The organism is Pseudomonas sp. o96-267 (assembly GCF_003935465.1).
Lineage (GTDB): Bacteria > Pseudomonadota > Gammaproteobacteria > Pseudomonadales > Pseudomonadaceae > Aquipseudomonas > Aquipseudomonas sediminis.
On sequence record NZ_RHQP01000007.1, the window covers coordinates 69,870 to 82,127 of the forward strand.

11 protein-coding genes and 1 pseudogene are annotated in these 12,258 nt (G+C 64.1%); 4 read left to right on the forward strand and 8 right to left on the reverse strand.

Features of this window, described 5'->3' with window-relative positions; all coding sequences use genetic code 11:
* The first annotated feature begins 37 nt into the window (after positions 1-37).
* Positions 38-316, forward strand: a complete 279-nt coding sequence (locus tag EGJ86_RS06440) for a DUF493 domain-containing protein (protein WP_017675504.1) — start codon at positions 38-40, stop codon at positions 314-316.
* A gap of 5 nt (positions 317-321) precedes the next feature.
* Positions 322-963, forward strand: a complete 642-nt coding sequence (lipB, locus tag EGJ86_RS06445; RefSeq protein WP_125834468.1) for a lipoyl(octanoyl) transferase LipB — start codon at positions 322-324, stop codon at positions 961-963.
* Positions 964-1,090: 127 nt separating this feature from the next.
* On the opposite strand, the gene lipA is transcribed toward lipB, so the two are convergent.
* The 6 genes and pseudogenes from lipA to leuS form a co-directional block, all read right to left on the reverse strand.
* Complete coding sequence (lipA, locus tag EGJ86_RS06450; RefSeq protein ID WP_099526368.1) at positions 1,091-2,143, reverse strand: lipoyl synthase; 1,053 nt, start codon at positions 2,141-2,143, stop codon at positions 1,091-1,093.
* Positions 2,144-2,332: 189 nt separating this feature from the next.
* Positions 2,333-3,592, reverse strand: coding sequence for a lytic murein transglycosylase (locus EGJ86_RS06455; protein WP_125834469.1), 1,260 nt, complete (start codon positions 3,590-3,592; stop codon positions 2,333-2,335).
* Between the two features lie 81 nt (positions 3,593-3,673).
* Positions 3,674-3,820: pseudogene (gene arfA, locus EGJ86_RS06460) on the reverse strand (alternative ribosome rescue factor ArfA); the annotation flags it as partial.
* A 93-nt stretch (positions 3,821-3,913) separates the two neighbouring features.
* Positions 3,914-4,948, reverse strand: a complete 1,035-nt coding sequence (gene holA, locus EGJ86_RS06465) for a DNA polymerase III subunit delta (RefSeq protein ID WP_099526371.1) — start codon at positions 4,946-4,948, stop codon at positions 3,914-3,916.
* Positions 4,949-5,005: 57 nt separating this feature from the next.
* Positions 5,006-5,623, reverse strand: a complete 618-nt coding sequence (gene lptE / locus EGJ86_RS06470) for an LPS assembly lipoprotein LptE (RefSeq protein WP_177432784.1) — start codon at positions 5,621-5,623, stop codon at positions 5,006-5,008.
* A gap of 54 nt (positions 5,624-5,677) precedes the next feature.
* Positions 5,678-8,290 carry a leucine--tRNA ligase gene (gene leuS / locus EGJ86_RS06475; RefSeq protein ID WP_125834470.1) on the reverse strand — a complete coding sequence of 871 codons (2,613 nt, stop codon included), beginning with the start codon at positions 8,288-8,290 and terminating at the stop codon, positions 5,678-5,680.
* A gap of 178 nt (positions 8,291-8,468) precedes the next feature.
* Between leuS and EGJ86_RS06480 the strand changes: the two genes are divergently transcribed.
* Both EGJ86_RS06480 and EGJ86_RS06485 read left to right on the forward strand, forming a co-directional pair.
* Positions 8,469-8,897, forward strand: coding sequence for a hypothetical protein (locus tag EGJ86_RS06480; protein ID WP_125834471.1), 429 nt, complete (start codon positions 8,469-8,471; stop codon positions 8,895-8,897).
* A 50-nt stretch (positions 8,898-8,947) separates the two neighbouring features.
* Positions 8,948-9,718 (forward strand): YdcF family protein, encoded by a 771-nt coding sequence (locus EGJ86_RS06485; RefSeq protein ID WP_125834472.1) that lies wholly within the window; start codon positions 8,948-8,950, stop codon positions 9,716-9,718.
* A gap of 82 nt (positions 9,719-9,800) precedes the next feature.
* Here the strand turns inward: EGJ86_RS06485 and lnt are convergent, their stop codons facing one another.
* A complete protein-coding gene (gene lnt / locus EGJ86_RS06490) occupies positions 9,801-11,324 on the reverse strand; it encodes an apolipoprotein N-acyltransferase (protein WP_125834473.1) in 1,524 nt (507 codons plus the stop codon).
* 92 nt (positions 11,325-11,416) lie between these two features.
* On the reverse strand, positions 11,417-12,256 hold the full coding sequence (locus EGJ86_RS06495; protein WP_099526377.1) for an HlyC/CorC family transporter: 840 nt from the start codon (positions 12,254-12,256) through the stop codon (positions 11,417-11,419).
* Positions 12,257-12,258: the final 2 nt, after the last annotated feature.

The window sequence follows — 12,258 nt, forward strand, 5'->3', positions numbered from 1 at the left end:
CGGCCCTTTCTGGACGGGCCACAAGCCCGCTGATGCCATGACCGATAGCGACGTGCAACCGCCAAAAATCGAATTTCCCTGTGAGCGTTACCCGATCAAGGTCATTGGTACCGCTGGCGAGGGTTTCTCCGACCTGGTAATCGAAGTGATCCAGCGCCACGCCCCCGACCTGGATACCTCCACGTTGGTGATGCGTGACAGCCGCAACGGTAACTTCCTTTCCGTTCAGGTGCTGATCACTGCCACCGGTGTCGAGCAGCTGCAGGCGATTCACGTCGACCTGCGTGCAACCGGCCGCGTGCATATGGTGCTGTGATACCCATGCCCGAGCTTGTCGTCCGTCACCTCGGGCTGGTCGACTACCAGCCCACGCTGGAGGCCATGCGCCAACTGACCCGTGAGCGCGATGCGCAGACTCCGGACGAAATCTGGTTGCTACAACATCCCAAGGTGTTCACTCAGGGGCAGGCCGGCAAGGCCGAGCATGTGCTCGCTGCGGGCGATATCCCGGTGATCCAGGTCGAGCGTGGCGGGCAGGTGACCTATCACGGTCCGGGGCAGTTGGTAGCCTATCTGATGCTCGATCTACGTCGCCTCGATCTCGGCGTGCGTGAGCTGGTTACCGCCATGGAGCAGAGCCTGGTCGAGCTATTGGCCGGCTATGGCATCGAGGCGGCGCCCAAGGCGGATGCGCCCGGTGTATACGTGGCAGGTGACAAGATCGCCTCCCTGGGGCTGCGCGTCAGCCGTGGCTGCTCGTTCCACGGCCTGGCGCTGAACGTCGATATGGACATGACGCCTTTCCTGCGTATCAACCCCTGTGGCTACGCCGGGTTGAAGATGGTTCAACTTAGGGATCTGGTCGATGCACCGCCGTCAATCGACGAGGTGGCGCAGCGGCTGGAGCAGGCGCTACGCGGCAGATTGGGCTACAGCACAGCAGAGGGCGGTTCCAGGGCGTAGGGCGGACTCAGGAGCGAAGCGAACAGTCCGCCAGGGTCATGTTAAGGCAGGCAGCGCGCGGGCCCTTAAACAGCAGAAACGTAAAAGGGGCGCCATGGCGCCCCTTTCGTTTATCCAGTGATAGCCGTCAGTTCAGATTCAGCGCCGGAATGAGGCTGGCGTTGACCTCCTGGCCAGGCACCGGAACCGGGGCAGCGAGGCCCAGGTTGTTCTTCTCGAACACGCGGTCGGCGCGATAGCTGGAACGTACCAGCGGGCCGGCGGCGACTTCCATGAAGCCTTTCTCCAGGCCGATGTCACGGAAGCGATTGAACTCTTCAGGGCTGACCCAGCGTTGCACCTTGAGGTGGTTGCGCGTGGGTTGCAGGTACTGGCCGAGGGTGAGGATGTCGACACCGATGGCGCGCAGGTCATCCATGGTTTCCAGGATTTCCTCGTCGGTTTCACCCAGGCCGAGCATCAGGCTGGTCTTGGTCAGTACGTCCGGACGGTGTTTCTTGGCGTGCTCGAGCACCTTGAGGGTCTTCTCGTAGCCAGCGCGCGGGTCGCGAACTACATAGGTGAGGCGTTTGACCGTCTCGACGTTCTGCGCGAACACTTCCAGGCCGGAGTCGACCACGCGCTCGATGGCCTGGTGATCGCCATCGAAGTCTGGAGTCAGGGCCTCGACGACCACCTGCGGGGTGTTTTCCTTGATAGCTCGCACGCAGGCTGCATAGTGGCCGGCGCCGCCGTCTTCGAGGTCGTCACGATCCACCGAGGTCAGCACGATATAACGCAGGGCCATCAGTTCCACCGACTTGGCGGTGTTCTGTGGCTCTTCCAGATCCAGCCAGCCATTGGGGTTGCCGGTGTCCACGGCGCAGAAGCGGCAGGCACGGGTGCACACCGAGCCCATCAGCATGATCGTGGCCGTGCCGTTGGACCAGCACTCGCCCATGTTCGGGCAGTGCGATTCCTGGCAAACGGTGCTCAGGCGGTGTTCGCCGACGTTGCGCTTGACGGCCTCGAAACGGCTGCCGCCAGGGGCCTTGACCCGCAGCCACTTGGGCTTGGGTTCGAAAACCTGGGGCTCGGCCGAGGCGCGGCGCTTCTGGCCATCCTTGATCGCGGTGATGCCTTGGGCGGTGCGAAACTTTTCGCCGCTGGCGACGGATTTGGGCGAGGAGGTGTCGGACATCGGAAATCTGGGCTCCGGTAGAGGCTCCGTGGGCAGGTGGCTTTTGGCCGCCGGCCAGTCTACCACAGAAGGTGTATGCAGACGTTGAGGCCGCCTGTCGACAAAGCACCGGCAAGGTGCTTCCTGGGCGCCGCTGCGACAGCTCGGAAAGGGCTCGCATGGCAAGCCCTTGCCGGGATAGGCCTGGATTCAGCGCGTGCGCAGCTGTTCCAGCAGCTGGGTATTGGGGTAGCCATCGGCTGGCCAGTTCAACTGCAGTTGCAGGGCGCGAATGGCCTTGCGCGTATTGGCGCCGATGATGCCGTCGGCCGGGCCTGGGTCGAATCCTGCCTTGGTCAGCAGCTCCTGCAGTTCGACGCGTTCGCTACGACCCAGTTGGCGCTCGCCGCGCGGCCACTGTCCTTTGACTTCGCTTGGACGCAGCAGGTTGTCGGCGAGCAGGCCGATGGCCAGCGCGTAGGAGGTGGAGTTGTTGTACTTGAGGATGCTGCGGAAGTTATCCAGCAACAGGAAAGCCGGGCCTTTGTGGCCGGCAGGCAATTGCAGGCTGGCGCGGGCACTGGCTGCTGCGCCGGTCGGTGCCAGCGGGCGGACGCCAAGCTCCGCCCATTCGGCCAGCGTGCGGCGCTGATCGGGATCGGCCAGGGCGTAGTCGAAGCCGTTCGGTAGATTCACCTCGAAGCCCCAAGGTTGACCACGCTGCCAGCCAGAGGCTTGTAGATAATGTGCGGCGGATGCCAGCGCGTCGGTCGAGGAACCCCACAGGTCGCGCTTGCCGTCGCCGTCGAAGTCGACGGCATGCTGGTTGTAGGTCGTCGGCATGAACTGGGTCTGCCCCATGGCACCGGCCCAGGAGCCGATCATGCGCTCGCTGGACACATCGCCGTTCTGCAGGATTTGCAGGGCGGCCAGCAATTGAGCACGCCAGAAGCCCTGGCGGCGACCGTCATAGGCCAGGGTGGCGAGGGAGCGAATGACGCTATTGCTGCCGATGTTGTTGCCGAAGTTGCTCTCCAGGCCCCAGATGGCTACCAGGATCGGAGCTTCGACGCCGTACTGCTGCTCGATGCGTTGCAGCACCAGGCTGTGTTGCGCTAGCAGTACCCGGCCGCGGCCGATGCGGCTGGAAGAGACAGCACCGTCCAGGTACTCCCACACCGGGCGAGTGAACTCGGGCTGACTGCTGTCTGCCTTGAGCACCGCAGGGTCGGGGGTGACGCCGGCGAATACGCGATCGAACAGCGCTGCGTCGATGCCGGCGGCAATCGCTTCGCTACGCATCGTCTGGCGCCAGTCGGCAAAACTGGGCAAGGGCGTTTCGGCTGTAGTCTGGACCGCTGCCGGGGGGGCAGTGGTGGTAGGCAGATTTTCCGCTGGGGCCTGGGCGCAGGCCGCCAGCAGCAGGAGAGGAAGCAGAGCCAGGGCGCGACGTGGAAGCTGGTGTGGCATGTCTATCTCAAGGCGTTTAAGCAGGCGGTTACCTTAGCACGCTCGACGGGGATTCTGGGCTATCAGCGAAGCGAAGAGGCCCATAAAGCAAGAAGCCTCCCAATTGTGGGAGGCTTCGCGGCGGTAGCTGCCTTTACCTTTCTGTGGTCGTTCCTGGCGGGAGCGAAACAGTGGCTGGGCGACGATGGACTTGGCCTTGTTCGGCCGTTTGCCGGCTTTCTTGCTCATGGCGTTTCCTCATGCAGACTGGCCTGCGCCAATGCAGGCAGCGAAGAACTATGCGCCGCTGTACAGAAAATGTCCAGATTTGGGGAGCCTGCACTACGGGGCGAGACGCAGCCGTTGTCCGGACAGTTGCAGAGTTAGCATGGCCAGCTCGCTCCACGGATCACCGGGCGCCTGGCCCTTGATCTGTGCGTCGATCAACTGCGCCTGCTGCAGCAACTGGCCCCAGCGTTTGCTGCTGTGACGCTGCAAGGCTTTGGAAACCAGGGGGCGACGTTTATCCCAGACTGGCGGGCGGGCGCTGGAGAAGGCTTTATCCAAGGGAATACCCTGGCTCTGCTGGTGGGCGATGCCGGCCAGTAGACGAATCTCGCGTGCCAGCGCCCAGAGAATCACCGGGGTTTCCACACCTTCGCCACGCAGCCCTTCGAGGACGCGCAAGGCGTGTGCGGCATCGCCACCGAGGGCGCAGTCGATCAGGCCGAAGACGTCAAAACGCGCACTGTCGGCCACGGCGGCCTGGACTGTTTCGGCATCGACTTGGTTGCCGTCGGCGAGCAGCTTGAGCTTTTCCACTTCCTGAGCGGCGGCCAGCAGGTTGCCTTCCACCCGCGCGGCGATCATGTCCACCGCATCGGCGCTGGCACTCAGACCGGCCTGCGCGAGGCGTTGGCGAATCCACTGCGGCAGCTGATTGGCATCCACCGGCCAGATCTGGATGAATTGGCTCGCCTGACCGTCGATCAGCGCTTTGGCCCATTTGGATTTTTGCGTGCTGCCATCGAGCTTGGGCAGGCTCAGCAGCAGGACGGTGTCCTCGGGCGGGCGGGCCAGGTACTCGAGCAGGGCGGCGGTGCCCTTGTCGCCTGGTTTGCCGGACGGTAGGCGCAGTTCCAGCAGGCGCTTTTCGGCGAACAGCGAGAGGCTGGCACCCGCCTGCAGCAGGTTGCCCCAGTCGAAGTTGGCTTCGGCATTGAACACTTGGCGTTCGCCGAACCCCTGCTGGCGACAGGCATTACGGATGGCGTCAGCGGTTTCCTGGCACAGCAGTGGCTCGTCGCCGCTGATTGCATAGACAGGTGCGAGCGCACCTTGCAGGTGTTTGCCGAGTTGCGCGGGGGCAAGCTTCATCGAGTCGATGTCATCAGGCAGGCGGGGCGTCGGGCCGCAGGTGCGGCCCTTGAGCCTTTAGCGGGACGGCAGTTCGATTGGCGACTGCTGCGGGGCGACCTGGCTCGCGCGCGCCCGGCGCTCAGCTTCCAGTGCTTCGGCTTCGGCTTCGGCCTTGGCACGGGCTTCGGCGGTCTGCTGCAGTTGATCCAGTCGCTCTGGGCTGATCTGTTGCAGGCTGAACATCAGTTGCTGGATCATTTCACGGCGCAGCTCGCTGCGCAGCTGAGCAGCTTCCTGGTCGGAGCCAGCGAGGTTGTTGTCGTCCTGCTGGTAGTAGTTCTGTACTTCCACCTTGTTGCCGGTCAGCAGCAGGTTCTGTGCGCCGCGGATCTCGTATTCCAGGCCCATGGTCAGCTCGTACTCGGCGGTACGCGCACCGCTGCTGTAGCTGGCACTGCGACGATTCTCGGTCTCGCGGGCGATCACCAGCTTGTAGGGCGCACCGGGGTAGACGCGAACATCGTTGTTCTCCAGCACTTCACGCACTTGCTGCACGGTGTCGCCGTAGGCGTCGCGCGCGCTGACGTCGAGTTCCTTGAGGGCGAACTGCATGTCGCCGGTGCCACGCAGCTGGAAGCCGCACGCGCTGAGCAGGCCAGTCAGGCCGATGATCAGCAGATTCCGTTTCATCATTCTCATATCCCCTTGGCGGATCACGGCGCCACACATGTGTGGCGCCGAGCTTAATCAGTTGGCGACTATGTTGACCAGCTTGCCTGGCACCACGATGACCTTGCGAATGCTCAGGCCTTCGGTGAAGCGCAGCACGTTTTCGTTGGCACGGGCGGCGGCCTCGACGTCTTCACGGCTGGCGCTGGCTGCCACGATGATCTCGCCACGCAATTTGCCGTTGACCTGTACCACCAGGGTCAGGCTGTCTTGCACCAGGGCCGACTCGTCGACCTGTGGCCACTGCGTATCGATCACCGCATCGGTATGACCCAGGTGCTGCCACAGCTCATGGCTGATGTGCGGGGTGATCGGCGCGAGCAGCAGGGTGACGATTTCCAGGCCTTCCTGCAGCAGTGCGCGATCCTGTTCGGTCGCAGTGGCGGCCTTTTCCAGCACGTTCATCAGGGTCATCACCTGGGCGATGGCGGTGTTGAACTTGTGGTGCTGGCCGATATCGTTGCTGGCCTGCTTGATCGCCAGGTGAATTGCGCGGCGCACGGCCTTCTGCTCGTCGGTGAGAGTGTTCACGTCCAGCTTGTCCGGCAGGCCGGCGCTGATGTGACTCTGAGCCAGACGCCAGACGCGACGCAGGAAGCGGTTGGCGCCCTCGACACCTGCATCCGACCACTCGCAGCTCATGTCGGGCGGCGAGGCGAACATCATGAACAGGCGGCAGGTGTCGGCGCCGTAAGCGTCGATCATGTCCTGCGGGTCGACACCGTTGTTCTTCGACTTGGACATCTTCTCGGTGCCGCCGATTTCCACCGGCAGGCCGTCGCTCTTGAGCTTGGCGCCGATGACCTTGGCCTTGGCATCACGCTCGACCTCGACGTCGGCCGGGTTGAACCAGTCCTTGCCGCCGTTTTCCAGGGTGCGATAGTAGGTCTCGGCGACCACCATGCCCTGGGTCAGCAGGTTCTTGAAAGGCTCATTGGACGACACCAGGCCTTCGTCGCGCATCAGCTTGTGGAAGAAGCGCGCGTAGAGCAGGTGCAGGATGGCGTGCTCGATGCCGCCGATGTACTGATCTACCGGCAGCCAGTGGTTGGCTGCAGCCGGGTCGACCATGCCGCCGGTGTATTGCGGCGAGGCGTAGCGCGCGTAGTACCAGGACGACTCGACGAAGGTGTCCATGGTGTCGGTTTCGCGCTTGGCCGGGGCGCCGCATTTCGGGCAGCTGCACTCGTAGAACTCGGGCATCTTGGCCAGCGGCGAGCCTGCACCGTCCGGCACCACGTCTTCGGGCAGCACTACCGGCAACTGGTCTTCCGGCACCGGCACGTCGCCGCAGGTGTCGCAGTGGATGATCGGGATCGGGCAGCCCCAGTAGCGCTGGCGGCTGATGCCCCAGTCGCGCAGGCGGAACTGGGTCTTGCGCGCGCCGTGCTCGCTGGCTTCCAGGTCGCCGACGATGGCGTCGAAGGCGGCGCTGAAGTCCAGGCCGTCGTACTTGCCGGAGTTGATGGTGGTCAGGCCGGCCTTGTCGCCGTACCAGTCCTGCCAGGTGCTGGCGTCGTAGTCCTTGCCTTCACCGGCGTAGACCTGCGTGATCGGCAGGTCGTACTTGTTGGCGAATTCGAAGTCGCGCTCGTCATGCGCTGGCACGGCCATGACTGCGCCTTCGCCGTAGCCCCACAGCACGTAGTTGGCGACGAATACCGGCAGCTTGTCGCCGGTCAGCGGATGAATGACGAACTGGCCGGTGGCCAGGCCCTTTTTCTCCATGGTGGCCATGTCGGCCTCGGCCACGGAGCCGGCCTTGCATTCGGCGATGAAGGCGGAGATGGCCGGGTTGCCCTCGGCGGCGCGCTGGGCCAGCGGATGCTCGGCGGCCACGGCGACATAAGTGGCGCCCATCAGGGTGTCGGGGCGGGTCGAGTAGACCTTCAGTTGGCCGTCGATGCCGATGCTGGCGACGTCGTAGTCGAACACGATGTCGGCACCAAAGCTCTTGCCGATCCAGTTGCGCTGCATGGTCTTGACCTGCTCGGGCCAGCCATCCAGTTCATCCAGGCTGCTCAGCAGCTCTTCGGCATAAGCGGTGATCTTGAAGTAGTACATCGGGATTTCGCGCTTCTCGATCAGCGCGCCCGAACGCCAGCCACGGCCGTCGATGACTTGCTCGTTGGCCAGTACGGTCTGGTCCACCGGGTCCCAGTTGACGGTGCCGTTCTTGCGGTAGATCACGCCCTTCTCGAACAGGCGGGTGAACAGCCACTGCTCCCAGCGGTAGTAGTCCGGCTTGCAGGTGGTGACTTCGCGCGTCCAGTCGATGGCCAGGCCCAGCGATTTCAGCTGGGACTTCATGTAGGCGATGTTCTCGTACGTCCATTTGGCCGGCGCCACCTGATTCTTCATCGCGGCGTTTTCCGCCGGCATGCCGAAGGCGTCCCAGCCCATCGGCTGCAGCACGTTCTTGCCCTGCATGCGCTGGTAGCGGGCGATCACGTCACCGATGGTGTAGTTGCGCACGTGCCCCATGTGTAGCTTGCCGCTGGGGTAGGGGAACATCGACAGGCAGTAGAAGGTGTCCTTGCCGGGTTGTTCGCTGACGACGAAGGATTGTTGCGCGTCCCAGTGGGACTGCGCGGCGGCTTCTATTTCACGGGGCGAGTACTGTTCGTGCATGGCTCTGGCGCTGAAGGAATGGGGCTTGCGGGAAACGTCGTAGCATACATGAGCGCCGTCTATCGAGGGAAACCCAGATTATGCCGAGCCCGCCGTTGGTCGCGGCGCCAGGCTGCACGCAGGGCCTTCGCTAAGCTTTACTCAAGGCCGCGGTTGTCGGGGCTCGCGAGGTGGTTAGATGGTGGATGCACGGCAGGCGGAACGAGGGGGTGGCCTTTACGAGCGACTGCTGCAAAGGCTTGCCCTGGCGCTGGAAGAGGCCGATACCGCGAGTCGCCTGCATGCCGAGCCGCTGCGTGAGCTGGAGCTTGATGGGCTGAGCCCGGCGGAGCTGGAGCTGATCCGCGCCTACCTCAATCGTGACCTGCACTGGCTGCGCGGCTGGCACGCGGCGGCTGAAGAGTTGGCGCTGATACAGCGTCAGCCACTGCGCGGTGCCAAGTCCGTTGGCGGCAAGCCGATGGGCAGGGTCAAATCCGTGATGAAGCGGCGTCAGGCGCTTTGTTGCGCACTCTGCGGTGCGCCCGTCAGCTGGCATCGAGGGCAGGATGCACGAGCTTGCCAGGCCTGTGGCTCCAGGCTGTTTCGCAGCGGCAATCCGCGTTAGCGGCTAGTTGAAAACCAACCTGCTAGGCTTGGGCGCCCCGGAGGTGCCTGATGCCGATTCGCTTCATCCTTAAACAACTGTTGATGCCGCCAGGCGTTCTTCTCCTGCTGATCGCGCTGGGCTGGTGGCTGCGTCGCCGCTTTCCCCGGCTCGCGTTTGCCTGCTTTGCCGTGGGTTTCGGTGGGCTGTGGTTGATGAGCCTGCCTGCGGTGACGCAGTGGAGTGCTGCCTGGTTGGAGCGTGAGCCGGTGCTGGAGCAGGCGCAGTGGGCGACGCTGGCGCAGCGTGCCGACGCCATCGTGATTCTCGGTGCCGGGCGCGAGCAGAATGATCCGGGCTGGGGGCGTACCGATCAGCCTGGGCTGATGGCGTTGGAGCGCCTGCGCTACGCCGCGCGCCTGGCACGCGCCTCCGGCCTGCCACTTGCTGCCACTGGCGGCCTGCACTACGGCCAGCCGCCCAGTGAGGCGGCGTTGATGGCCGATGCCATGCGCCTCGACTACGGGCTGGAGATTCGCTGGCTGGAGGAGCAAAGCCGCACCACCTGGGAGAATGCCGTGCGTAGCGCTGAATTGTTGCAGCCCCAGGGAGTGCGGCGCGTGGTGCTGGTCACCCAGGCCTGGCATATGCAGCGTGCACGCTGGAGTTTCGAGCAGGCCGGCTTCGAGGTGATCACCGCGCCGATGGGCTATCTCAGCGCGGGTTACGAGCGCCCGCTGGGGGGCTGGCTACCGGAGTCGAGGGCTATCTGGCAGAGCAGTCAGCTGCTCAACGAGGCCATTGGGTTGTTGGCGTATCCCATTGTCTACGGTAAGCAGTAGGGCTTACTCGCCACAGGCAGTACGCCTGCGGGTTCTACCCTCCGAGGGCTGGCGGGCTGCTCGCTTCGCTCGCGAGACCGCCCTACAGCGTCTTGGCCATGCGGCTGGCCAGCAGCGCCCAGCCCAGCAGCAGGGCGCAGAGAATCGCCAGCGGCCAGATGCGCCATTGCAGGTAGGGCGTGAGCCCCTGCATGGGCACCACTTCGCCGTAGAGCACGCCGCGTTCGAACTGCGGCAAGCCGAACTGGATGCGCCCTTGTGGGTCGATGATCACCGTCATGCCGTTGTTGGTCGCGCGGATCATCCAGCGCCCGGCCTCCAGTGCACGCATCTGCGCCATCTGCAGGTGCTGTAGGGGGCCGATGGAGGTGCCGAACCAGGCATCGTTGCTCACCGTCAGCAGGATGTCGCTGTCCGCCGCAAGTGCCGCCGCGAACTCCGGGTAGACCACTTCGTAGCAGATGAACGGCGCGATGCGATGTCCCTTGGCCAGCAGCGGTGATTGGTCATTCGGGCCGCGGGCGAAGTCGGACATCGGCAGGTCGAAGAAAGCGATCAAGCCGCGCAGCAGGTCCTGCAGGGGCACGTATTCACCGAACGGCACCAGCTTCTGCTTGAGGTAGGTGCCCTGGCCTTCGCCAAAACTGGTGATCGCATTGTAATAGCGAATCTCCCCGCGCTCGTTGGACTGCCGTACCGGTACGCCGGTGATCAGCGCACTGTTGCGGTCACGGGCGAAGCGATCCATCACGCCGATATAGCCTTGCGCCATGTCCTTGAGTACCGGGATCGCCGTTTCCGGCCAGACCAGTATGTCGACCTGCTTGGCGCTGAAGCTGAGATCGCGGTATAGCGCGAGCTGCGCGTTGAGCTGGGCCGGGTCCCATTTCAGGTTCTGCTCGACGTTGCCCTGCACGGCGGCGACGGTGAGGCTGTTGCCGGCGGCGCGTGTCCAATTGTGGTCCTTCAGTGCCAGGCCTGCGAGCCAGGGGCTCAGCAGCAGGAGCAGGGCGCAGAGGTAGCGCGGTTTGTGCTTGCGCAGTTGCTCCAGGTTGATGATCAGCGCGGCCGACAGGGCGATGACGAAGGACGACAGCCAGACTCCGCCAATTGGCACCAGGCCGGCCAGCGGTCCTTCGAGCTGGCTGTAGCCGGCGTAGAGCCAGGGGAAGCCGGTGAGGAACCAGCTGCGAAACACTTCCTGGGCGACCCATAGCGCGGCGAATGCCAGGGCGTCGGCCAGTGGCGCTTCGTTGCGGCGTATCCAGCGCGCCCAGAGGGCGGCCGTCAGGGAGAAGAGCAGGCCCAGGCCGGCTACGAAACCCAGGGTGAGAAAGCCGGCCAGTGCCGGTGATGCCGCGCCATAGTCATGGATGCTGACATACACCCAACTGGTGCCAGCGGCGAACAGGCCGAAGCCGTAGCTCCAGCCGCGCAGCGCTGCCTGGCCGGGGCGCAGATGGCGTAGGCCGAAATAGAACAGGGCAATGGACAGCACGGCCAATGGCCAGAGATCGAACGGGGCGAGCGCCAGGGTGGTCAGGGCGCCTGCGCCGCAGGCAAGCAGGTGGCCGGGCCAGCCTGGACGAGTGATCCATTGCAGCATGGTTAGATCCTTGGAATCAGGGTGGCGCAAGGGTAGAGCGGAAATGGCGCAGGGGGAAGCGGCCGCCCTCGCTGGGCAAGGGCGGCTGAGACTCAGCGGCTAACCGGCGTCAGGCGCAGCAGGTGGATGCGGCGGCTGTCAGCATTGAGCACGCGGAAGCGGAATTCGCCGATCTCGGTGACTTCATTGCGCTTGGGCAGGTGGCCAAAGGCGCTCATCACCAGACCACCGACGGTGTCGTACTCGTCGTCGGAGAACTCGCTGTCGAAGGTTTCGTTGAAACTGTCGATGGGCGTCAGCGCCTTGATCAGGTAGTCGCCGGATGGCAGCGGCTTGATGTAGCCGTCTTCCTCGACATCGTGCTCATCCTCGATGTCGCCGACGATCTGCTCGAGCACGTCCTCGATGGTCACCAGGCCGGCGACGCCGCCGTATTCATCGATGACCACGGCCATGTGATTGTGGTTGGCGCGGAACTCACGCAGCAGCACGTTCAGGCGCTTGGACTCGGGCACGAAGGTGGCCGGGCGCAGCAGGTCCTTGATGTTGAAGTTGGGCTGTTCGCCCTGCAGGATCAGCGGCAGCAGATCCTTGGCCAGGAGGATGCCGATCACGTCGTCGAGGCTCTCGCCGACCACCGGATAGCGCGAGTGCGCGGCATCGATGATGGCGGGCAGGAACTCGCGGGGCGTCTGGCTGGCCTTGATGCTGATCACTTGCGAGCGCGGCACCATGATGTCGCGTACCTGCAGGTCGGCGACCTGAATGGCGCCTTCGACGATGGCCAGTGCTTCGCTGTCGAGCAGCTTGTTCTGGTGGGCTTCGCGCAGGACTTCCAGCAGTTCCTGGCGGTTTCTCGGCTCATGAGCAAAAGCCTGGGTCAGCTTGTTGAACCAGGACTTCTGCTCGTTGCTCGATCGGTCTTCGCTCATGG